The 22,750-nt window shown below is 60.6% G+C and carries 20 protein-coding genes; 13 read left to right on the top strand and 7 right to left on the bottom strand.

Annotated features, from left to right (window positions below; translation table 11 throughout):
* Nucleotides 1-43 precede the first annotated feature (43 nt).
* Nucleotides 44-952, top strand: coding sequence for a LysR family transcriptional regulator (locus B2P82_RS03180; protein ID WP_034812669.1), 909 nt, complete (start codon nucleotides 44-46; stop codon nucleotides 950-952).
* Nucleotides 953-1,300: 348 nt separating this feature from the next.
* Here the strand turns inward: B2P82_RS03180 and B2P82_RS03175 are convergent, their stop codons facing one another.
* Nucleotides 1,301-1,765 carry a Dps family protein gene (locus tag B2P82_RS03175; protein WP_034812667.1) on the bottom strand — a complete coding sequence of 155 codons (465 nt, stop codon included), beginning with the start codon at nucleotides 1,763-1,765 and terminating at the stop codon, nucleotides 1,301-1,303.
* A 104-nt stretch (nucleotides 1,766-1,869) separates the two neighbouring features.
* On the bottom strand, nucleotides 1,870-3,081 hold the full coding sequence (locus B2P82_RS03170) for a pyridoxal phosphate-dependent aminotransferase (protein ID WP_290495095.1): 1,212 nt from the start codon (nucleotides 3,079-3,081) through the stop codon (nucleotides 1,870-1,872).
* A 260-nt stretch (nucleotides 3,082-3,341) separates the two neighbouring features.
* Here B2P82_RS03170 and B2P82_RS03165 point away from each other — a divergent pair, with 260 nt between their 5' ends.
* Entirely contained in the window at nucleotides 3,342-3,653 is a 312-nt protein-coding gene (locus tag B2P82_RS03165; RefSeq protein ID WP_206992418.1) for a hypothetical protein, read from the top strand.
* Nucleotides 3,654-3,692: 39 nt separating this feature from the next.
* Nucleotides 3,693-5,567 carry an excinuclease ABC subunit UvrC gene (uvrC, locus tag B2P82_RS03160; RefSeq protein ID WP_290495093.1) on the top strand — a complete coding sequence of 625 codons (1,875 nt, stop codon included), beginning with the start codon at nucleotides 3,693-3,695 and terminating at the stop codon, nucleotides 5,565-5,567.
* Here the strand turns inward: uvrC and B2P82_RS03155 are convergent.
* The gene (locus B2P82_RS03155; protein WP_290495091.1) at nucleotides 5,564-6,124 is read right to left on the bottom strand and encodes a TetR/AcrR family transcriptional regulator; all 561 of its coding nucleotides are present in this window, start codon (nucleotides 6,122-6,124) and stop codon (nucleotides 5,564-5,566) included. The two genes, uvrC and B2P82_RS03155, sit on opposite strands and share 4 nt — an antisense overlap.
* Nucleotides 6,125-6,287: 163 nt before the next feature.
* Here B2P82_RS03155 and B2P82_RS03150 point away from each other — a divergent pair, with 163 nt between their 5' ends.
* Nucleotides 6,288-7,610: an oxygenase MpaB family protein gene (locus tag B2P82_RS03150; protein ID WP_290495089.1), complete on the top strand. Its 1,323-nt coding sequence runs from the start codon at nucleotides 6,288-6,290 to the stop codon at nucleotides 7,608-7,610.
* Between the two features lie 63 nt (nucleotides 7,611-7,673).
* Here the strand turns inward: B2P82_RS03150 and B2P82_RS03145 are convergent, their stop codons facing one another.
* Complete coding sequence (locus B2P82_RS03145) at nucleotides 7,674-8,906, bottom strand: M20/M25/M40 family metallo-hydrolase (RefSeq protein ID WP_422653695.1); 1,233 nt, start codon at nucleotides 8,904-8,906, stop codon at nucleotides 7,674-7,676.
* Between the two features lie 402 nt (nucleotides 8,907-9,308).
* Between B2P82_RS03145 and B2P82_RS03140 the strand changes: the two genes are divergently transcribed.
* The gene (locus tag B2P82_RS03140) at nucleotides 9,309-10,679 is read left to right on the top strand and encodes an MFS transporter (protein WP_290495085.1); all 1,371 of its coding nucleotides are present in this window, start codon (nucleotides 9,309-9,311) and stop codon (nucleotides 10,677-10,679) included.
* Here B2P82_RS03140 and B2P82_RS03135 read toward each other — a convergent pair.
* Nucleotides 10,676-11,287 (bottom strand): DUF924 family protein, encoded by a 612-nt coding sequence (locus tag B2P82_RS03135; RefSeq protein ID WP_290495083.1) that lies wholly within the window; start codon nucleotides 11,285-11,287, stop codon nucleotides 10,676-10,678. The two genes, B2P82_RS03140 and B2P82_RS03135, sit on opposite strands and share 4 nt — an antisense overlap.
* Nucleotides 11,284-12,060 (bottom strand): bifunctional 2-polyprenyl-6-hydroxyphenol methylase/3-demethylubiquinol 3-O-methyltransferase UbiG, encoded by a 777-nt coding sequence (ubiG, locus tag B2P82_RS03130; RefSeq protein WP_290495081.1) that lies wholly within the window; start codon nucleotides 12,058-12,060, stop codon nucleotides 11,284-11,286. Before ubiG ends, B2P82_RS03135 begins: the two co-directional genes overlap by 4 nt.
* 93 nt (nucleotides 12,061-12,153) lie before the next feature.
* Here ubiG and B2P82_RS03125 point away from each other — a divergent pair, with 93 nt between their 5' ends.
* The 7 genes from B2P82_RS03125 (at nucleotide 12,154) to B2P82_RS03095 (ending at nucleotide 20,487) form a co-directional block, all read left to right on the top strand.
* Complete coding sequence (locus tag B2P82_RS03125; RefSeq protein WP_206992426.1) at nucleotides 12,154-13,401, top strand: aspartate kinase; 1,248 nt, start codon at nucleotides 12,154-12,156, stop codon at nucleotides 13,399-13,401.
* Nucleotides 13,402-13,427: 26 nt separating this feature from the next.
* The gene (gene ptsP / locus B2P82_RS03120; RefSeq protein WP_206992427.1) at nucleotides 13,428-15,692 is read left to right on the top strand and encodes a phosphoenolpyruvate--protein phosphotransferase; all 2,265 of its coding nucleotides are present in this window, start codon (nucleotides 13,428-13,430) and stop codon (nucleotides 15,690-15,692) included.
* Nucleotides 15,693-15,784: 92 nt separating this feature from the next.
* Nucleotides 15,785-16,738 carry a helix-turn-helix domain-containing protein gene (locus B2P82_RS03115; RefSeq protein WP_034812637.1) on the top strand — a complete coding sequence of 318 codons (954 nt, stop codon included), beginning with the start codon at nucleotides 15,785-15,787 and terminating at the stop codon, nucleotides 16,736-16,738.
* A gap of 65 nt (nucleotides 16,739-16,803) precedes the next feature.
* A complete protein-coding gene (gene ispG / locus B2P82_RS03110) occupies nucleotides 16,804-17,937 on the top strand; it encodes a flavodoxin-dependent (E)-4-hydroxy-3-methylbut-2-enyl-diphosphate synthase (protein ID WP_290495079.1) in 1,134 nt (377 codons plus the stop codon).
* 99 nt (nucleotides 17,938-18,036) lie between these two features.
* Nucleotides 18,037-19,056: a TIGR00341 family protein gene (locus tag B2P82_RS03105; RefSeq protein WP_290495077.1), complete on the top strand. Its 1,020-nt coding sequence runs from the start codon at nucleotides 18,037-18,039 to the stop codon at nucleotides 19,054-19,056.
* Nucleotides 19,053-19,685, top strand: a complete 633-nt coding sequence (locus B2P82_RS03100) for an OmpA family protein (RefSeq protein WP_290495075.1) — start codon at nucleotides 19,053-19,055, stop codon at nucleotides 19,683-19,685. Before B2P82_RS03105 ends, B2P82_RS03100 begins: the two co-directional genes overlap by 4 nt.
* Nucleotides 19,686-19,878: 193 nt before the next feature.
* Complete coding sequence (locus B2P82_RS03095; protein WP_206992431.1) at nucleotides 19,879-20,487, top strand: trimeric intracellular cation channel family protein; 609 nt, start codon at nucleotides 19,879-19,881, stop codon at nucleotides 20,485-20,487.
* Here B2P82_RS03095 and B2P82_RS03090 read toward each other — a convergent pair.
* Nucleotides 20,456-21,664 carry an acyltransferase family protein gene (locus B2P82_RS03090; protein ID WP_290495073.1) on the bottom strand — a complete coding sequence of 403 codons (1,209 nt, stop codon included), beginning with the start codon at nucleotides 21,662-21,664 and terminating at the stop codon, nucleotides 20,456-20,458. The genes B2P82_RS03095 and B2P82_RS03090 overlap by 32 nt on opposite strands.
* Before the next feature lie 181 nt (nucleotides 21,665-21,845).
* On the opposite strand from B2P82_RS03090, the gene B2P82_RS03085 reads away from it, so the two are divergent.
* Complete coding sequence (locus tag B2P82_RS03085; RefSeq protein ID WP_290495071.1) at nucleotides 21,846-22,700, top strand: LytR/AlgR family response regulator transcription factor; 855 nt, start codon at nucleotides 21,846-21,848, stop codon at nucleotides 22,698-22,700.
* The last annotated feature ends 50 nt before the right edge of the window (nucleotides 22,701-22,750 follow it).

Genomic DNA, 22,750 nt, shown 5'->3' with positions numbered 1-22,750 from the left:
CTCTGCTTGCCGCCGGGTCATTTAGGCGTCACAAACGATCCCCATGGATTGGGGTAAGCTGAAGTCTTTTCACGCGGCAGCGGAAGCGGGCAGCCTGACGTCTGCGGGCGAGCGGCTGGGCATTTCGCAGTCAGCGGTGTCGCGCCAGATCGCAGCGCTGGAAGAGGCGCTCGGCGTCTCCCTGTTCCAGCGGCATGCGCGCGGCCTGGTGCTGACCGATAGCGGCCACACGCTGTTCCGTTCGACCATGGAAATGGCGACGGCGGCGCAGTCGGCCAATGCCTTGCTGAAGGACCAGCAGGAGACCCCACAGGGCGAATTGATCGTCGCTGCGCCGGTCGCGTTCGGCTCGACCTGGCTGGTGCCGCGCCTGGGCGGGTTTGCCCGCAAGCATCCGGACATGAATCTCGACCTGCGCCTTGATGACAGCCGCGAATATGACTTGCTGAAGCTGGAGGCCGAATGCGCCATCCGCCTGTGGGCTGCCGACAAGGCGGACCTGATCCAGCGCAAGCTGGGCACGGTGGCGACCAATCTCTATGCCTCGCCGGAATATCTCAAAGCCTATGGCATGCCGCGCACGCCGCAGGACCTCGATAATCACCGGATCATTGCCTATGGCGATGAAAGCTCGATGCTGGATGTGATGAGCTTTGCCTGCCGTGTGGGCCGGGATGACAGCCCGCCGCGCCAGGCCGCACTGAAGGTGAACAATGTGTTCGCCATGTTGCGGGCCGTGGATGCCGGCCTGGGGATTGCCGACGTGCCGGACTATATGGCCGGGACCATGCCGCGGCTTGTGAAAGTGTTGCCGGAGACGGTCGGCCCGATCTTCGATCTCTACTTTATCTATCCGAGCGATCTGCGCCGCTCGAAGCGCGTGTCGGCCTTCCGGGACTTCATCACCGCAGAGACCGAGATCCTGCGCCGTCCGGCTATGCGTCAGAATTAGTCAGAAATGCGACATCCATGCATAAGTGCATGAAAGCTTTGCTGTCATGTTGGTTGTATTCATCGGGGGAGAGGTTATCTACCACGCATGCCAAGGGCCTCGGGCATTAACCCAATCATTCCTCCGATTGGGCGTTTCCTCCCCCCTACGGGGCCCGATACTTACAGCCCGGCGCGTTCATTCGCTGCCGGGCCTTTTTTTGCCTTGAATTCAGGGCTCTAACGGCCGCTTTTTCATTAACTGAATGCAAGATTGCCGCGCCTCATGGGCGCGGTCAAGCCCATGAGGCACGGCAAGTGTTGTGCAGTGCAATATGCAGGATGCGCCAATCCAGTATTGGCGGGCGGATCAGAGGTTCGCGCGCAGCATCCAGGCTGTTTTTTCTGCGATCGCCGCGCGCTGCGTCATCAGGTCTGCGGTTACCGCGTCACCATTGTCTTCGGCAATTTTCAGGCCTGCCTTGCCAGCGCGGCTGACGGCTTCATGCCCTTTGACCAGATTCTCGACCATCGTGTCGGCATCCGGAATGCCATTGTCTGGCTTGATCGTGGCTGGCTCTACCATTTCTGCAGGTGATGTCGGGGCGAAATGGCCCAGCGCGCGGATGCGTTCGGCAATCTCGTCCAGCGCCATCCACAGTTCGTTATACTGTGTCTCGAACATGGTGTGCAGGCTGTTGAAGCGCGGACCGGTTACATTCCAGTGATACCCGTGGGTCTTGGAATAGAGTGCATAGGTCTCCGCCAGCAGAACGCGCAGGGCGTCAGCGGACGTATTACGGGCTTCGTCGTTCAAACCGATATCTACAGGCATGGGGTAACTCCTTTGTCTCTCTTATGAAAGACGTAAGAGCCCCGATCGTTCCATGCCAATCAATAGGGGGAAGGCCGGATATAGGATTGTTCTATAGCAGTTTCCTACGTCAGATTTGCGCAGAAACGCTGGATGCGCGTGAGGGCTTCCTGCAGCGCCTCGGTTGAGGTGGCATAGGATACGCGGAAGGCCGGGGACAGGCCGAACGCCTCGCCGAAGACGATGGCCACCTTTTCCTGCTCCAGCAATTCGGCGGCGAAATCCTTGTCGCTTTCAATCACCTTGCCGGACGGGCTGGTCTTGCCGATGACGCCCGCGCAGGACGGATAGACATAGAAGGCGCCTTCCGGCGTGGGGCAGGTGATTCCTTCGGCGGCGTTGAGGCCGGCGACCACCATATCGCGGCGTTGCTGGTAGACGGCGCGGCGTGTGGGCAGGAAATCCTGTGGGCCGTTCAGCGCTTCGACGGCGGCCCACTGGCTGATCGAGCAGGGATTGGATGTGGTCTGGCTGATCACCTTGCGCATGGCGGTGATCAATTTTGCCGGGCCGCCCGCATAGCCGATGCGCCAGCCGGTCATGGCATAGGCCTTGGAGACGCCATTTACGGTGAGCGTGCGCTCGTACAGGGCGGGCTCGACCTGGGCGATCGTGAAGTATTTGAAGTCGTCATAGACGAGGTGTTCGTACATGTCGTCGGTCAGAACCCAGACATGCGGATGGCGCAGCAGGACATTGGCGAGGCCGCGCAGCTCAGCCTCGGTATAGGCGGCGCCGGTCGGGTTGGATGGTGAGTTCAGGAGCAGCCACTTTGTGTTCGGGGTGATGGCGGCCTCGAGGGCTTCGGGTGTCAGTTTGTACTGGGCATTCGGGCCGCATTCGATGGCGACGGGCGTGCCGCTGGCGAGCAGGACCATGTCTGGATACGACACCCAATAGGGGGCCGGGATGATGACTTCGTCGCCGGGGTTCAGGGTGGCGAGGAAGGCATTATAGATGACCGGCTTGCCGCCCGGCGCAATGTGGATCTGGCTGGGCGTGTAGGTGAGGTCGTTCTCGCGCTGGAACTTGGCGCAGATCGCCTCCTTCAGCTCCGGGATGCCATCGGCGGGCGTGTATTTGGTCTTGCCATCGCGAATCGCCTGGATGGCGGCGTCCTTGATATTGTCCGGCGTGTCAAAGTCCGGCTCGCCCGCGCCAAGACCAATCACGTCATGTCCGGCCCGTTTCAGCTCATTGGCCTTGGTGGTGACGGCGATGGTGGCAGATGGCTTTACGCGGTCGAGGGCATCGGAGAAGTGGAAGGTGTCGGACATGAGGTTTTCCCGTGAAGTGTCACGCGCGGCGGCGTTTGCCTTCGCTTAATCCTGAGGGCCCCGGCCCGCAAGGGGAGGGCGAGGGTAATTCTGACGCACGGGCCTCAAGGGCCGGCCTCAAAGCCTTTCTGAGGCCTTAACAACATTCCCCAAAATCACCTGCGCGCTTGGGCCAGACTATTAGCCTTGTTTTGGCATGATGCAGGATTATGCAACCCAGTCGAAAGGCGGTCCCGGAAAGGGATCAGTGATACGGAGCCATGAGCATTTCATCGAGTATGGACCTGTTGAATCGGGTTCTGGACAAGGTCGCCGAAGTGGCCAATGAGGCCTATCTCGAATTCTCACGTTGGGTAGATCGTCTCGACGACATGGAGAAGCTGTTCTTCATGGTCGTGTTCATTCTGATATTGTTCATGCTCATCCTGGTGCGGGCAGGGCGTCGCAAGGCCGACCCGGCACGGGGGCGATCCTTCGTCTCGTCGATCGTCCTGGTGATGCTGTTCAGCTTCGGTGCGGGATGGATGATTGATTCCCGGTTTGACGTTCAGGATGTAATCAACTTCTTCTGAGGCTCGCATCCCCGGCCAAGCCGGACTATCTGTTGAGGCATGAACCCGACTGATTCCGGCGCAGCTTCCCTACGGGGCATTGACGTCATCAAGGACAATCTCAAACGACTGCCTGCAAAGCCGGGCGTCTATCGCATGTTCGGTGAGCATGACGATGTCCTGTATGTGGGCAAGGCGCGCGACCTGAAGGCGCGGGTCTCGAACTATGCGCGGCTCGGCGGGCATACCCAGCGGATCGCCCGCATGATCTCCATGACCAAGCGGATGGAGTTCGTGGTCACCGAGACGGAGACCGAAGCGTTGCTGCTGGAAGCAAGTCTCATCAAGAGCCTGAAGCCGCGTTTCAACGTATTGCTGCGTGACGACAAATCGTTTCCCTACATCCTGATCCGCCGGGACCATGAAGCGCCCCAGATCAAGAAGTATCGCGGGTCCAAGATGGATCAGGGCGACTATTTCGGTCCGTTCGCCAGTGCCGGGTCTGTCATGCGGACGCTGGACACATTGCAGAAAGCCTTCCTGCTGCGCACCTGTGAGGACAGTGTCTACAGTGTGCGCACGCGGCCCTGCATGTTGCACCAGATCAAGCGCTGTGCGGCGCCCTGCGTCGGGCTGATCGAGACCGAGGACTATCAGGCGCTTGCCGATCAGGCGGCAGACTTCCTGCGCGGAAAGGGGGCCGATCTGCAAAAGCGCCTCGCTGCCGATATGGAAGCGGCGGCAGATGACATGGAATTTGAACGTGCGGCGCGGCTGCGCGACCGGATCCGGGCGCTGGCCCATGTGCGTGCCAGTCAGGATGTGAACCCGGAAGACATCGAAGAGGCAGATGTGTTCGCCATCGAGATGGATGGCGGGGTCTCCTGTGTGCAGGTCTTCTTCATCCGGGCGGGACAGAACTGGGGTGCGACCGCGCACTATCCACGCCATGAGCGCGAGCAGACACCGGAAGAAGTGCTGTCGGCCTTCCTCGTGCAATTCTATGACAAGCGCCCGCCGCCAAAGCTGATCCTTGTGAACAAATTACCGGGCCAGGCCGAACTGATCGCTGACGCGCTTGAGCTGAAAGCCGGGCGCAAGGTGGAAGTGCGTCGTCCCGAACGGGGCAGCAAGAAGGACCTTGTCACCCAGGCCGCGCGCAATGCAGGGGAAGCCCTGTCGCGCAAGCTGGCCGAGACGGCCAGTCAGACGCGCCTGCTGGCCGAAGTGGCGAAAGTGTTCGAGCTGGAGACTCCTCCGGAGCGTATCGAGATCTACGACAATTCTCACATTCAGGGCACAAACGCCGTGGGCGGAATGGTGGTTGCCGGTCCGGAAGGCTTCATCAAGAACGCGTATCGCAAGTTCAATATCAAGGATACGAGCATCGAGCCGGGCGATGATTACGGCATGATGCGCGAGGTTATGCGACGGCGGTTTTCCCGCGCCCTGAAAGAGCGCGAAGAGGGCAATGGCGCAAACTGGCCAGACCTTGTTCTGATTGATGGTGGGTTGGGGCAATTGAACGCCGTGATCGAGGCGTTGGCCGGAATTGGTGTGACCCCGGAAGATGTGAACCTTGTCTCCATCGCCAAGGGCGTGGACCGGAATGCCGGGCGGGAGCAATTCTTCCGGCCGGGCCGCGCGCCCTTCAAGCTGCCGGAAACCGCCCCAGTGCTCTATTACCTTCAGCGCCTGCGCGACGAGGCCCATCGCTGGGCGATTGGCGCGCACCGGGCAAAACGCTCTGCTGCAATCAAGACCTCACCCTTGGACGAGATCGAAGGGGTCGGTCCGACGCGGAAGAAGGCTCTGCTTCACCATTTCGGATCGGCCAAGGGCGTCTCGCGCGCGAAGGTCGCCGACTTGATGGAAGTGGACGGCGTCAACGAAGCTTTGGCCGAACGCATTTGGGGCCATTTCAATAGCGGCTAAGCTGACCGCGCAGGGGTGCGTGTCATCAGGCTTTCGATATAGCTTTCCACCAGATGGACGAGTTCATCTTCCAGAATGTCCGCATCGAGTTCCAATTCCGGTTCTGCGGCAGCCGCTCTCAGCAATTGCACGACAGTGTGTGTCAGGATGAAAGCCGCTTCCCGGCCGTGGGGGAAATCGAAACTTTGCTGCCCACTGATGGATTCAAGGAAGGCAAAATGCTGGCGGCTCATGACATCGCTGCCGCCAGAGCGAAACAGGACGTCTGAGAGGATGAGCCGTGTTTGAGGCGAACCTGTGGGGCCATGCATCAGTGCCCGGATGACAGCACGTACGGGTGATGTCTCTGGGGAATCCAGAACAATCTTCGTGATCATTTTGCGGACATTGTCGCTTTGGCGCTGACTGAGCGCAAAGAGGATGGCTTCCCGGTCGGCAAAATACTGGTAGAGCGTGCCAATACTGACGCCAGCGCGCTCAGCGATGTGGTTTGTGGTTAAATTTGTGAGACCATCCGATTCCAAAAGCTGAAACGTTGCTTCCAGAATGGCTTCCACCGTTGCCTGAGCTCGGGCTTGCCTTGGTTTTCTTCTATTTTTTTCAGTCACTTGTGCATTCCGATTTGCTTGACCCTGCGTACATCCTGATGCGAGTGGAATATCTGAGCTTTGCTTACATTATAGGGCGGCGACTGCCAAGAACACTACAGGAGGCGTCTGGATGCATCCCTCGCTCGCGCAGGTTCACGACCGGATTGAGCTGCAGAAATTAGCCTTGCCTCAAATGTATGGCGATGTCGATTTCACGCAGACACCAGAACGCTACACTCAGGATGTAGCGGAAAGTTCACTACCGCCATCGCTGCACAATATGGCGCCGCCTCCAGCGGATATGGTTGCGCGGGTCAAGGCCTATACGATGTTGGGGGATGTGACGGCTGATGCCTATGCGGCCCTGATGGGTGAGTATGGTTTCAGGCGGCTCGTGGATATGTTGACGACGGCCTGCGATGAGGGACTGGAAGCTGTGCCCGATGCGCCGCCGGAACTGGTGGCCCTGATCACGGAAATGGAAACCAGGCCGGACTGGTTGGACATGGACATGGTGCGGAAGGGCGCGGCGCTGAACCGCCTCCCCATGGCGGTGACGTCCCCGTGGATGATCCGGGGGGCGTTCCTTGCAACCTTCATGAACAAGTATACCGCGCTGCCCATGGCGATTACGGGCACGCTCGGCTACTCGACGTCTGCGCGCCGCGTCAACGAGACGGCGACTTTCTTTACGGTGACCACGCTGCCCGGTGCGCTGGAGCCGCGTGGCGAGGGCTTCAAGGCCGCTGCCATGGTGCGGCTGATGCATTCCATGGTCCGGTTCAACATCCTGCGCAAGATGAAAAGCTGGGACGTGTCCGTGTACGGCATTCCGGTGCCACAAGTCGACCAGATGCCAGCTGGCCTGATCGATGTGTTCCTGCTCGCCTACCAGATGTTGGATGAGGGGCGTACCGAGTTCACTGCGGATGAGCGCGCCCGTGTCGAGTTCAGCCGCTATCGCTGTTACCTGCTCGGCCTGCCGGAAGATTTGCTGATGGACACGCCGCAGGGCATTGTTGACATCATGAATGCCCGGGGCGCGTCCATCCGCCAGGGCTTTGACGACGAGACTTGTGGCACACTGGTGCGCGCCACGCTGGAGGCGTATTTGCCACCAGACCGCAAGCTCGGTCACCGCATATTCAACGCACTGGAAAAGCGGCTCGCGCGGCTGGTCCTGGTGAAACACTTTCTTGGCGGTGACAGCCAGAAAGCGCGTGAGATCGGCGTGCCAGTCGGGCCGCTGGACTATGCGGTGGCGATGGGCCTGTTCCCTTACATCTCGGCCAAGATGGCACTGTACCGATTTGCCCTTTCCGTGCCCGGATTACGCGGCATTGCGGATCGGCGACTGACGGCGCGTATCCGCAAGTTGCTGAAACGCTACGGCCATGCCGAGTTCACATCAGATGCTGAAGCTTACCGTCCTGCAGTCCCCGTGGCTGCATGACGGTGGGAGGGGAGTTTGGTGCCCCCCGAGGGACCCGGGTGGGCGGGGGGCATGAAACGTTTTTTAGTCCCCACTATCCATTGCCACAATGATCTGGGCATAGCCTTCCGACAGGCGTTTCATGTTCTCGACCGCGAGACGTTCATTGGTGCCGTGAAAGCCTGAAAGGTCGGTCGGGTTCAGCACGGACGGCGCGAAGCGGTAGACGCTGTCGGTGATGGCGCTGGCATAGCGCGCATCCGTGGCACCCAGCACCAGGCCGGGTGCCACTGCGGACCCGCCGCCTTGNNCTGCGGCGCCGCCGCCTTGCGCTTCGGCTACGGTAGCGAGCACGGCATAGGCCTTGTTGTCGGTAGGCGAGACTGGCGATGCTTCGCTGCCGCTGATGCCGCCGTCGGAGACCGTCACTTCAATCCCCTTGATGTCAGACGTGACGTCTTTCACGTGTTTGATCACGTCCTCGACCGTATTGTTCGGGTGCACACGGAAATTCACGGTCGCCATGGCGCGCTGGGCCAGAACATTTTCCTTGGCGGAGCCGGCCAGCATGGTGGGCGCCGTGGTCGTGCGGATCATGGCATTGCCGGCCGGGATATCGGCCATGGCGGAATCCACGCTGCCTGCGAACAGCCAGAGATTGGCAAAGGCCATCTTCTGCATGAAGGGCAGGTCCGGGGCGGAGACGCGGAAAAGATCAGACACCGGAGGTTTGGAAAAGTCGGCTGGCATCTGATTCTCATCCAGCGCAACAATGGCGCGAGCGAGACGGACCGCAGCAGAGTCGCGTGGCGGTGTGGATGAATGCCCGCCCTCGGCCAGCGCGGTCAGGGTGAGCGTCAGATAGCCTTTCTCGGAGACGCCGATATAGGCCATTGGCTTTCCGGTCAGCGGGGAAGGGTCAATAATCGCAAAGCCTTCGTCCAGTGCCATGACCGGCGAGATGCCGCGTGATTTCAGCAGGGCGATACCAGCCTCGGCACCATTGCCGAGCACTTCCTCGTCATGGCCAAACATGATGAGGACGGTGCGCTTGGGCTGGAACCCGTTTGCGGCGAGTGCGTCAGCCGCTTCCATCAGGGCGACGAGGCTGCCCTTGTCGTCAAGCGCGCCGCGACCATAGACATAGCCGTCGACGATCTCGCCTGCGAAGGGCGCGCCGGTCCAGTCGCCCTCAGTGCCGATGTTCACCGGTACGACGTCCTGGTGGGCCATCAGCAACAGCGGGTCGAGCGAGGAATCTGATCCTTCCCATGTGTAGAGCAAGGACAGGGTACCGGGCACGAGTTCACGGCTCATGGCGGCGTGCGCGGCGGGATAGGTCGTCTCCAACCAGTCATGCAATTCCAGCCACGGGCCTTCCTGACCGACGCGCGGGTCACCGGAAGCGACCGTGATCGTGCGGAACTGGATGGCTTCGCTCAGATGGCTTGCGGCGCGATCTGCGGAGACCTCGGGCGCAGGGGGAAGCTCTACGCGTTCGCCCGTCGCCGCGCCGCCATATGTGAATGTGCGGAACAAGACCACCGCCACCAGAAGCACAATGAGCGCGACGACCCCCAACAAGATTTTCTTCAGCATTGGCCCATTTCCTCCCGGCACATCTTTTATCCGGTGTCAGGCCCGACCGGCGCGACGTCAACCGTTCCGGCAATAAAAAAATGACTTGGCCGTCACGTTTTTACCGGGCAGGCTGCGCACATGACTGACGCAAGTGGCCCGCGCCTGTCCCTACCGAGAGTACTCGCCTTTTCCTCACTCAGCGTCCCGCTGGCGGGGGTGGGGTTGCCGTTGGCCGTGTATCTTGCACCGCTCTATGCAAATGAAGTTGGCCTGGGCCTGGAGCTGACCGGCTTCCTGTTCATGGTGCTGCGATTCTGGGACATCCTGACCGACCCGGTGATGGGGTTCGTGGTCGATCGATACCGTAGCCCGTGGGGCCGTGTGCGTCATTGGATCGTACTGAGCGTGCCGATACTGGGGCTGGCGACCTATTTCATCTACATGCCCGAGCGCGGTGCAGGGCCAGGCTATTTCGTGGTCTGGATGCTGCTCTTCTATGTCGGTTTCACCCTGTTGCAAACCGCGCGGTCTGCGTGGGTGCCCGCCATTGCGACCGACTATGATGATCGCTCCCGCTTCTTCACATGGGCAGAAGTGCTCAGCATCATTTCGATGCTGGCCTTGCTGGCTGTGCCAGCGATCCTTGCTGCAGCTGGTGTCGAAGTGGACCGGTTCGGGCAAGTCGAGGTAATGGGCTGGGCGCTGCTTATCTCCCTGCCGATCGTGGCCTTCCTCGCCTGCACCTTCGTGCCGGACAGGCCCATGCGCGGCGACAAGGGCGAAGCAGCCAAGTTTGATCTGAAAGCCATGATCGCGGCGCTCAGGAACAGGTTTCTCGGCGTCGTCCTGTCCATGGAGCTGTTGGTCGGGACGGCCGTGGCCATTACAGCGTCGAACTATCTGTTCGTGGCTGAATACGTGTTTGGCCTGTCGGATTCCATGTCCAGCGTCGTGCTGATGATCTTCTTTTCTACGGCCGTTGCGGCGTTGCCCTTCTGGCTCAAATTCTCGGCGCGGACAGAGAAGAACACCGCTTTTCTGTGCGCGGTGATCATGGGGATGTCGAGCTATGTGATCTACTATCTTGCCGGACGTTTGGGCGGAGGTTTCTGGGCGCTTCTGATCGGGGCGCTTGTCAACGGTGCGGCCTTCAGCGCGCCCGTCGTGATCGCGCGATCAATGGCGGCAGACGTGGTGGAATACCAAGCGGCGCGAACCGGGGAAAACCGCGCCGGGATCTACTATTCCCTCCTGACAAGTGCCTACAAGATCGGCAGCAGCCTGGCGTTCGGTGTTGGATATTTCGTGCTGGGACGGGTGGCCGGGTTCCGGCCGGGTGCGGAGAACTCCCCCGAAGCCCTGCATGGCCTCCTTCTGGTATTCTGTGTGTTGCCGGTCATCCTGTACGGCCTCGCGGCGCTTGTCGCATCACGCTACACGCTGACCCGGGCCATGCAGCGGGATATCAGCAAGAGCCTGGATCCGCGCGGGCCGGAAATGCTGGACTAGAAGCCGCCGCCTTCTGCCAGCCACTCGGCTTCTTCCGCGGTTGTCTCACGCCCAAGCGCCTTGTTCCGGTGCGGGAACCGACCAAAATCCTGAATCACCTTCAAGTGCTGGTGGGCATAATCCAGCGTGCTTTTCGCGAAATCCTTGAACTCTGGACGCGCATCCGCGACCAGTTCTTCGAACATTTCGACGCAATGTTTCTGGTCTTCCAGGGATTCCGAATGTTCCAGTGGCAGGCAGAGAAAAACGCGCTCTGTTTCGCTGAGGGATTTGTGCTCATTCAGCGCGAGGCCGTCCTTGCACATACGAAGGGCGAGCGAGTCCTGATGGAATGCGCGCGCATCCCCCCGGAACAGGTTGCGGCTGAACTGGTCAAGCACAATGATTGCGGCCAACCGTCCGCGCGGGCCCTCGGCCGCCCAATCATCGGCGAAGGGCATGTGCGAAGTATCGTCCAGCAGGCCCAGAAACCGATCCCGAATTTCGGCATCGGTCTCGTCCGATTTGCCGAACCAGAGCTTGTGCTTTTCCTTCAGGTTTTCGGCAAAATGGCGCGTATCGCCGATCCAGTAGGCCAGCACATCTTCGGGGGTGGGTATTTTCGTCATTCGGCAGGTCTCCGGGCCACGATCATGTAGTTCACCTTGGTGTCGCCAGAGAGCTTCCAGCTGTCGGCCAGCGGATTGTAGGAGACACCAATGGCCGGTTCGGTGACGAGGCCTGCGGCTGTGAGTCCCGCATCGGCCTCGTCCGGCGTCACGAATTTCGACCAGTCATGTGTGCCGCGCGGCAACCAGCCCAGCACGTACTCGGCACCGATCACGGCAGTGGCCAGCGCCTTGGCGGTGCGATTCAGTGTGGCGACAATCATCAGGCCGCCCGGTTTCACGAGACCGCCCGTGTCTTTCAGGAATTGGTGCGGGTCAGCGACATGTTCGACAACTTCCAGATTGAGCACGATGTCGAACAGGGGCTCTCCGCTTTCAATCAGGCCTTCGGCTGTGCCTGCGCGATAGTCGATGTCGAGGCCTTGTTCGCTGGCATGCGTCATCGCTGTCTTGATGTTGGCCTCCGAGGCATCCACGCCGGTTACCGACGCGCCCAGCCGTTTCATCGGCTCGCAGACGAGCCCGCCGCCGCACCCGATATCGAGCAGTCTCAGGCCGTCCAGCGGGCGTCTGGCCTCCGGTGCAATCCCGAAATGCTTCTCTGCCTGGTCACGGATGAAGCGCAGCCGCACGGGGTTGAATTTGTGAAGCGGCCGAAACTTGCCGCGGGGATTCCACCAATCTGCAGCCATCGCTGAGAACTTGGCAACTTCGTCCGGATCGATGCTGGGTGTGGCAGGCGCGTGGTCTGCCGTGTCTTTTGCTACTGTCATAGTTCAAGAAACCTGTTTGATCCGGGCGTGAACACCCCCTATGAGGGCGAATATAGTGGGATATCCCAAGAAAACGACAGGATATGGGGCGAAATGGCGCGCACGGTTCTGAAATTTGGCGGCACATCCGTAGCTGACCTAGATCGCATTGCGAATGTGGCGGACATCGTCGCCGCACGTGCGGAAAAAGGTGAGCGCATGGCGGTGGTTGTGTCCGCAATGTCGGGCGAGACCAACAAGCTGGTGGGCTATGCCGAAGGCGCTGCGGGCGATGCCCTTCCGCGCGAGCAGTTTGATGATGAGTATGATGTGGTCGTGGCCTCGGGTGAGCAGGTGACGGCAGGTCTTCTCGCCTTGGCGTTACGCCGGCGGGGCCTGAAGGCGCGCAGTTGGCTCGGATGGCAATTGCGGCTGAAGACAAACAAGAGCCATGGCCGCGCGCGGATCATGGGCTTTGATGATTCCACGCTGCCGGACGCGATTGATGCCGGCGAGATTGCCGTCATCGCTGGATTCCAGGGTGTGACCGACGATGACCGTGTGGCCACGCTTGGCCGGGGCGGTTCGGATACCAGCGCCGTGGCGGTTGCCGCCGCGCTTGAGGCAAGTGTGTGCGACATCTACACAGATGTGGACGGCGTCTACACCACCGATCCCCGGATTGTGCCCAAGGCGCAGCGGATCGAGAAAATCTCGTTTGAGGAGATGCTGGAACTGGCATCCCTCGGCGCCAAGGTTCTGCAGACCCGGTCTGTCGAGATGGCGATGAATCACAATGTGCCCGTAAGGGTTCTGTCCAGTTTCCTGAAGCCGGGCGAGCCGAACCCCGGAACCATTGTCTGCTCAGAGGAAGAAATCGTGGAAAAACAGGTTGTCAGCGGCGTTGCCTATTCCCGGGATGAAGCCAAGGTCACGCTCTATGGAGTGCCGGACAAGCCGGGTATCTCCGCCAAGATCTTCTCGGCCCTCGCCCGCGCTGGGGTGAATGTGGACATGATCGTCCAGGCGCAGGCGCGCGGGCCGGAACAGGCCAACATGGTATTCACCTGCACCGACCGGGACAGCCCCATTGCACGCGACACACTTGAGAGCATGCATGAGGAAATTGGCTATGAGCGCCTCGAAGTTGTGCGCGACGTGTCGAAAATTTCCATCGTTGGTGTTGGCATGCGTAGCCATACCGGCGTCGCAGAGACAATGTTCAAGGCCCTGTACGAGAAGGGCATCAATATTGACGTGATCTCTACTTCGGAGATCAAGATTTCAGTACTGATTGGAGATGCCTATACTGAGTTGGCCGTTCGGGCCCTCCATACGGCATTCGGCCTTGACGCTGCCTGATAGAGGCTGCGACATACGGGCTGACCATGCCTTATAATCTGCCCGCGACGCGCTTGCTGATGAACCGGCTCCGCCAGGTTATGGCGGAGGAAGGCGAAACACGGTCTCGGCTCGACAAGGTCGTGCGCCTGATCGCCTCCACCATGGTGGCAGATGTCTGTTCCATCTATCTCAGACTGCAGGGCGGCGCGCTGCTCCTCATCGCGACGGAAGGTCTCAAGGCCGATGCTGTCGCGGCCACACGTCTCAGCGTGAATGAGGGCCTTGTCGGCCTGGTTGCGCGCCGCGCCGAGCCGATGGCCATTCAGGACGCGCCGCGCCACCCCTCATTCTCCTACCGTCCGGAGACCGGGGAAGACCCGTTCCACGCCTTTCTCGGTGTCCCGATCCTGCGCGGTGGCCGCGTCATTGGCGTGCTTACGGTTCAGAACCGGACCGAGCGGGCCTATGATGATGAGGAAATCGACAACCTCCAGACAATCGCCATGGTGCTGGCCGAGATTGTCGATCGGATTGATCCCGATGCGCTGAACAATGGCGGTAATGAGAAGCGAGAGCGCAACACGGCATCCTTGACAGGACGCGTGTTTTGCGAAGGTCTCGGTTATGGGCGCGCTGTGTTGCACGATCCGGTCGTGCCGGCCGCGAAATTCTTTGCGGCGGATCAGGTGACCGAAAGCAAGCGCCTGTCCGAAGGCATGGCGGAGCTGAAGGCCTCTATCGACCGCATGATGGCATTGGATGGCGCCGCGCTGGGCGAAGACCCGCGCGATGTGATGGAAACCTATCGTCTGCTGGCACATGATCCGTCCTGGGCCGAAAAGCTGCAGGAAGGCGTGAAGTCCGGGCTTTCCGCTGAGGCGTCGGTTGACCGGGCGCGGCGCGAACACCGCGCACGTCTGCAAAGTGCGCGCGACCCTTATTTGCGCGAGCGGCTGCACGACCTCGAAGATCTCGACAACCGGCTGCTACGCATTCTCGGCGGGGAAGAGGGCAAGCCCCAGATCAGCGAGGAGCGCAGCGTGCTTGTCGCGCGGCGGCTTGGACCGGCAGAACTGCTGGAATACTCCAACACCGGCCTCAGGGCGATCCTGATGGAGGAGGCAGCCGCCTCGTCTCATGCGGCCATCGTTGCACGCGCCCTTGGTATCCCGACATTGGGTGGCATTGCCGGCCTGACCACACGCATCGACCAGGGCGATTGGGTCATCGTCGATGCCGAGGATGGCACGCTTCATATTCGCCCGGATGACTCCCTGTACGATGCGTACAAAGGGCGGGTTTCGCTGCGTTCAGAACGTCAGGCGGGCTATGAAGCGCTGAAGGATCTGCCAGCCCGCACGACCGATGGCACGGAAGTCTCGTTGATGCTGAATGCGGGGCTCGACCTCGACATGGACATGATGAAACAGGCAGGCGCTGACGGCGTAGGCCTGTTCCGCACTGAATTTCAGTTCCTCGTCTCGGAATCTCTGCCCAAGCTGAATGACCAGATCGACCTCTACAAGCGCGTTCTGGACAAGGCCGATGGCAAGCCGGTCATCTTCCGCACCGTGGATTTGGGCGGCGACAAAGTGCTGCCCGCGCTGAACTTGCAACGAGAAGAAAACCCGGCACTGGGCTGGCGGTCGATCCGGTTCGCGCTGGACCATAAGGGCTTGTTCCGGCGCCAATTGCGCGCGCTGGTTCGCGCCGCTGGAGAGCGACCGCTGACCGTCATGTTTCCGATGGTGACCGTGGCGTCCGAATTCGAGGAAGCGCGAGACCTGTTGCTGACAGAGGTCGAATGGTCGGCAAAGCGCACGGGGCGCCGACCGTCACGCGTGGAAGTCGGCGTGATGCTGGAAACGCCAGCTTTGGCGTATGGTTTGCCAGAACTTGCCGGCAAGGCGGAATTCCTGTCGGTCGGGACGAATGACCTGATGCAATTTTTCTTCGCGGCTGACCGGATGACGCCGCATGTATCGGATCGCTACGATCTGGTGTCACCCAGCGCATTGCGATTCCTGAAAGAGGTCTCGGACGCCTGTAAAACTCATGGCATACGCATGTCCGCGTGCGGGGAAGCGACGGGATCAACCCTGTCTGCGCTTTGCTTCGTGGCACTGGGATTTACCACATTGTCGATGTCAGCGGGCTCTATTGGACCGGTCAAGCAAATGATACGGTCATTCGACTTGCAGGCATTCAGGCCAGACTTTTTGGCTGCTCTGGACGCCCCGAAGCAGGATTTCCGTAACCAAGTATTAGCCTTGGCAGCCGATCATGGGATTGAGCTTTCTGATGGTTAATATGGACTGGCCCATATAATAACCACATTCATGGACCAGAAATTGCGCTGCAGGGAGGGGACCCCCTCGCTGTATCGAAGAGCTGGAAGAATATGGCACACGACGACCTGACCCCTGAGCAAGACCGTGATGATGCGAGCCCTGTGGCATCGCAGGACACGTCTGCGAGCGTGTCGGAATCTGTGTCGAATGAGACGGAAATGACGCCGCGCGAACGCGCCATGGAGATTTTCCAGGCGCGCGAATTCGATGGCGAGCCGTTGCGTATGGGCCAGGTCCTGCGCCGTGTGCGGGAGGCTTTGGGCCTCGAAATCGCAGACGTGTCCCGCGCAACATTGATGCGCAAAGATTATCTGATGTGGATTGAGCGCATGGAAGTCGGCGAACTTCCACGTGGCGGCTATTTGACTGCGATCCTCAATACTTACGCCAAATATCTCCAGCTGCCGGAAAAGGAAGTTATCCGGATTTACAGTCAGGAATGCGGCGCTGTCGAAGAAGTGCACAGCGACGCCCCGGTCCCCAAGATTGGCCAGATCGCACCGGAAAAGGCCAAATGGCCGCTCGCGGTTGCTGCAGCCGCGGTCTTGGTAGCGCTGGGCGCAGGCGCGCTTGGCGTGTCGCAATTGGTGCGCCCGAATGTCGAACTTTCCGCCGAACCTGGTGTCGTCGCCGTGAATGGCGCGCGTGACAGCCTGTTCGCGGAATCCACGAAATCCGATCGCCCTGTCCCCAAGAATTTGCCGCTGGAACTGGTGGCGGTGAAGCAGGGCTGGATGGAAGTGCGCGGCGCTGATGGCACCATTTTCCGCAGCCGCGTTATGGCTGCCGGAGAAAGCTATTTTCCACGGCTTCAGGCTGGCTGGACCGTGTCTGCCCGCAATGGCGGCGCCTTTGAGTGGCGTGTCGGTGATGTCACGATCGGCCCTCTGGGCCCTGAAGGCGCCCAGGTGTTTTCGGCGAGCATTGATGACCAGATTGGTCGCGCCGCCGATGCAGCGGCCCCAGCCATGGCTGCCAATGGTGGCACCAAGGCCACCCGCTAGGCTTGCCATGAGCCGCCGGACCCGCCATGTGATCCGGGACACTCACCGGACAGGACCCCGCGCCCATGTCGCATAATCCAATCCGTCCCTGGCGTAACATCGAGCGCCGGAAATCCCGCCAGATCCGCGTTGGCAATGTGCTTGTGGGCGGCGATGCCCCGATTGCCGTGCAGACCATGACGAACACGCCGACCGAGGATGTCGCGGCCACGCTCGCGCAGATCGAGCGCGCCGCAGAAGCGGGCGTAGACATTGTGCGCGTCTCCTGTCCAACGGAAGACTCCACAGCGGCGATGCCGGAAATTTGCCGGGCGAGTCCCGTGCCAATCGTCGCGGACATCCATTTCCACTATAAGCGCGGTATCGAAGCCGCCGACGCTGGCGCGGCTTGCCTGCGGATTAATCCCGGCAATATCGGGTCTGAAGCCCGGGTGAGGGAAGTCGTGGCAGCGGCGCGCGCCAATGGGTGTTCCATCCGGATCGGCGTCAATGGCGGCTCGCTGGAGCGGCATCTGCTGGAAAAATATGGTGAGCCGTGTCCGGATGCGATGGTCGAATCCGCGCTGGACCATGCCCGTATCCTCGATGATCTCGGCTTCCACGACTACAAGATTTCGGTGAAGGCCTCAGACATGTTCCTGACGGTCGCGGCGTATCACCAACTGGCCGACGCAACTGACGCGCCGCTACATTTGGGCATCACTGAAGCTGGCGGTCTGCGCACAGGTACCGTCAAATCCTCTATTGGTATGGGCGCGTTGCTCTGGGCCGGCATTGGCGACACGATCCGCGTCTCCCTGTCGGCCGATCCGGTGGAAGAGGTGAAGGTCGGCTTCGAGATGTTGAAATCGCTCGGTCTGCGGACACGCGGCGTCAACATCGTGGCGTGTCCCAGCTGCGCGCGGCAGGGCTTTGACGTCATCAAGACCGTCGAAGTGCTCGAACAACGCTTGGCGCACATTTCCGAACCGATCAGCCTGTCAATTATCGGCTGTGTCGTGAACGGACCGGGCGAGGCAGCGCTGACCGATCTGGGCTTTACCGGCGGCGGCAAGGAAAGCGGCAAGATGTTTGTGTCCGGCCGCGCCGACCATAATGTCTCGAATGCCGAAATGGTCGATCACATTGTCGGTCTCGTGGAGCAGAAAGCCGAATCCCTGCGCCGCGAGCGCGAGGCGGCCGAGGTGGCAGCGGAGTAGGCGGTCACTGCATTTCGGCATTGTTTCCTAACCCTGTTTTCATGTCTCAACGCATAGAAGAACCCGCCCTGCGTTGCAGGGCGTCGAGGAGTATGTGTGATGCCGGATAGTTTTTCAGGGACCGAGACGGTCAGGAAGCCCAGTGTTTTCCATAGAGAACTGCGCCGTATTCAGGCATTCCAGCACCTGATTTCTCGCCAGGTAGACCATGAAGATGTGGTCGCGCATGTCCGTGATGATGGACAATTGTCAGGTCGCTATATCTTCATGATTGTCATGTCCTGCGCGATTGCGACCCTGGGCCTGCTATTGTCATCCCCGGCCGTAATCATCGGCGCCATGCTGATCTCGCCGCTGATGGGGCCGATCATGCTGTTCGGCTTTTCACTCAGCGAACTGAAACTTTCCTTCCTGCGAAAGTCTGCGGTGTCCCTGGTCGTGGGTGTGCTCAGCGCGCTCCTGATTTCTATACTCATTGTGAAGCTTTCGCCGCTGACAGATCCGACCCCGGAAATTGTGGCCCGGACCCGGCCGAATTTCTTTGACCTTCTGGTTGCTGTCTTTTCCGGCTTGGCCGGCGGCTATGCCGTGATCCACAGGAAAGGGGAGACGATTGTCGGTGTGGCGATCGCGACGGCTCTTATGCCGCCACTGGCGGTAACAGGCTACGGCATTGCTGTCGGCTCGCTCGCTGTGGCCGGCGGGGCCTTCTTCCTGTTCATGACCAATCTTCTTGCAATAGCCTTGTCCGTGACCGTCCTGTCCCGGATTTACGGGTTTGGCGACGAGGAAGCGGGCGGCAAGCGCGGCTATTGGCGATCGGCACTCGTCGTCGGCGTGTTCGCGGCCCTCTCGATTCCACTCGGCCTGGCTCTGCGCGACATTGCTTATGAGGCCCGGGCCACGGTGACCGTGCGGGACACGATCCTGTCTCCTTTTGCGGATGAACGGGCCCGGTTGGCAGACCTGGTCGTGACATTTCCGCGCGAGGCGCCGGTCGAAGTGGTTGCCACGGTCCGTGCACGGGAGCGTGTGGAAAATGCCGAGGCCGCGATCAGGGACCTCCTCCAAGAGCGGCTTGGTCGTCCGATCAGTGTGTCAGCCTGTACCAAGTCATGATCGACGAAGACAAGGCGCTGGAGCGGACTGAATTGCTGCAACTGGCGGATGCGTCGATTGCCGCACCGCTCCGGGCGCAGATGGCCCGACTGGAATCGGTGGCGCTGGTTCGCGAGCGTGAAGCCGAAATGCGCCAAGCCGCGCCATTTGCCGTTTCAGCAGCAGATGTAAATGCCGACGAGCGCAAGGCCATCTTCTTCGCCGAACCGGAAGCCGGCTTCACCATTGCCACCTATCGCGCGCTGGAGCAGGGCCTGGCCCGGCAATATGGTGACTGGTCGGTCCGTATCGTTCCTCCTGTGGGCGAACTTCCGCGGATCTCCTTCAGGGAGGGCGGCGTGGAGTTGGAAGACGGCGCGCTGCAAACGGTCGAGGATTGTGTGTGGGCCCTACAGCGATGGGGCGCCACGGACATTGCGGTTGTGGGCTATGCTTCGACGGCCGGGGAGTTGCAGCGCTTCAACAACCAGGCGCTTGCCTACCAGCGCGCCCAGGCGGTGGCCAACATGCTGGCGGAGCGGGGGTTTGTGGCCCGCGTCACGGGTGAGTATCGCGTAGTCAACCAGCGCCAGGATGAGCGCCAGCAAGGCTATCAGCGCTTCCAGACGGTTCAGATCCGGCCTGAATAGTCCTGCGTACGGCCAAGGACGTGGCCTCTTCAAGCTTGCGCATACACGGGCGAAGGGAAGCCTTCACCCGGGGAGGTGATTGCGCCTGTTGGGAGCGCAACGGGGCTTATGATGGCCCGCGGTCTGATGGCGACTCCCACCATCATGTCATCGCGGCCATTGATCCGGCGGCCAAAGCCGACTTAATCGCTTAATGACCCCTGACCTTCTTCTCCTGTTTGCCGATCGGATCGGCGTGTTCGTCTTTGCGATCTCTGGCGGCATTGTCGCCGTGCGCAAGCAAATGGACATGTTCGGCGTCATTGTGCTGGCTTTCCTGCCTGCGATTGGCGGCGGCACGCTGCGCGACCTGATCCTGTCCCAACCAGTCTTCTGGCTGGAGGACACGCAGACCCTCGGGCTTGCGGTCGCAGGAGGCTTCACCGCCTTCTTCTTTCATCGCTGGCTTGAGAATTTCCGGCCCCTGCGTTGGGCCGATGCGTTCGGCATGGCGCTGTTCGCGGTGACCGGCGCGGCGAAGGCCATGTCGCTTGGCTTTGGCTGGCCGGTCGTGCTGATCATGGGCACGATGACGGCAAGTGCAGGCGGCTTGCTCCGTGATGTCGTCGCCAATGAAGAGCCGCTGCTGCTCAAGAAGGATATTTACGCAACAGCCGCCCTGATGGGGTCGCTCGTCTATTTCCTGCTCAAGTTGAGTGCCGTCGAGGAGACCTTTGCCTTTGGAGGCGGCCTCCTCGCAGCCTTCATGATCCGCGCGCTGGCGATCATTTTCAAACTGTCGCTGCCGCGCTCGCCTTTCTAGAGACGGGCGACGCGCTGGCGGGCTTCAGCCCGAATAGTGGCCGCAGAAAGCCGACGCGGCGGATGGCCAATTCGTGCAACAGGGCACATCCGGCAAATGTGCCGCCGATGACAAGCGGCGCTTCGATCCCGACAGGCAGGTCCTGCCGGGTCAGCCAGTAGCCGAGCATGACGGTCAGCGTCTGGTGCAGGATGTACCAGGGGAAGATCGCCTCGGTCATGTAGGTCAGCGCGCGGCTGGGCCGGTTGAGGTAGCGTTCGGCGAGACCGAGCAGGGCTGCGATGGTGATCCAGGCATAGGCGAGGCGCGCAATGCGGGCTGGCCAGATGATCCAGTCCCAGTCTCCGCCCTCGCTGAGCATTTCCCAGTTTTCCCAGAGGACAGACAGGCCTGCGCCGAGACCGACCATCAGACCGACCGCAAAGGGCAAGACGCGGCGGATTGCGCTCCAGAAATGGACGTCCTTGGCCAGCAGGAAACCAATCATCAGCAAGGTCAGGCTGTGGGCGTGATTGGCCCAGTCCCAGGTGAGGTCGTGGGTAGTTTTGAAATAGGGATCGAGGGTAATGCGGTAGAGTATGTGGGGCAGTACGGGCAGGACAAGCGCCGCGGCTGGCCCCCATTTTCCGCCAAACAGACGCTTTGTAATCTGCGCACCTGTGCCGCCCATGAAGCGTGCGATCCGACCCGCAAATGGCGCCAGCATCAGCGTGTAGACGAGCAGGTACACAATGTACCAGAGATGGTTCCAGGTGGGGGTTGTGATCGAAAAATCCGACCCGAAATCAAGGTATTGAGGCCAGAAGGCTAAGAAACTGCCTGAAAACTCCCCGGATTCGACCAGCTGCAGCCAGCTTTGCGGCGCGACCACGACCGCCATGCCGAACAGGATGGGCAGGCCCAGACGTACGACGCGTTCCCGGGCCAGTTTCGAGCCGCCCAGCTTGTCGGCTGCAAAGCGTAGCGCCACGCCGGAGATGAAGAAAAGCAGCGCGAGGCGCCACGGGTTCAGCAACATCATCGCCCATTCGGCCTCAGGGCCTGCATGCACGCTTTTCACGTGCCAGCCCCAAGTCACGTAGAACATGCCGGAATGGTAGAGAATGAGCAGGCCAAACGCGATAATGCGCAGCCAGTCTAGATCGTATCGGCGCGGGAAGGCGGGAGCGTTGGGCATGGGTTTCTCCTGTGGATTTGACGCCAGCCTCTCGCGCGCCTGTCGTCAGGTCACGCGGATTGGGATGTTCGGTGGATGCAGGGGACGAATGACCCGCCAGAGGGGTGGGCGGCGGTATTCAGGGACGAAATCCTGAGATTTCTATTCCGGACTTGGCCGGGCTTGTGGCAGGAAGCGGGTCATGGAACCTCGCAAGCTGCATCCCGAGATCGAAGCTGACCGTCGCGCAGACCGGAAGACGTGGATCTATTTCGGATGCTTCTTGTTCGCGTCATTTCTCGTGGAGTCCTTGTCAGATCAGCATTTGCTGAATCGGGTTGGGGATCCGTACCCAAACCTGCCATGGCTGAGCCAGGCGACGTCGCATGGCGTGATCCTGGCATTGACGCCCTTTATCACTTTCATGCTCAGCCGGTTCCCACTCTCGGCGGGGCAGTGGCGCACCAATCTGCTGGTGCATGCAGCGGCGACAATACTGTTCTCGGTCGTACATATCCTGGCCATGGTGGCCCTGAGGAAACTGCTCACGCCGATTGTGTTCGGCATTCCGTATGATTTCGGGCTCTCGAATGTTTCGGTCTGGCTCTACGAATACCGCAAGGATGTGCTGAGCTATTCGCTGATCGCTGCGATCTTCTGGATGAACCGACTGGTCGAGCAACGCGCACTTGATTCCCGGGTGGCGCAACGCGACGCAACTGATTTGCATCGGCTGACACTGAAATCCGGTGGGCGTTCCTATTTCGTGAATGCCCCGGATGTGATCTGGGCCAAGGCGGCGGGCAATTACGTCGAAGTTGTCACCAAGGGCAAATCCTATCTGGCGCGCCTGACGCTGACAGAGCTGTCACGTCTGTTGGATGCTGCTGGCGGACGGCATGTGCGGGTGCACCGCTCACACATCGTCAACCTGGACCATGTGCAGGCAATTGAGCCTACCGGCGAAGGGGATGTGACCCTGCGGCTGGACACGGGCGACGAGGTACCGGGCTCGCGGCGGTATCGCGCCCAGTTCGAGCCGGAACGGGTGGCCTGACCACTTTTCCGTGAGGGGGTAGGCGGCCGGATAAATGCCGCTAGGGTGCC

Origin of the sequence: Hyphomonas sp. UBA4494, assembly GCF_002388935.1 — a bacterium.
Lineage (GTDB): Bacteria > Pseudomonadota > Alphaproteobacteria > Caulobacterales > Hyphomonadaceae > Hyphomonas.
This window is presented reverse-complemented; position numbering and strand designations above follow the sequence as displayed.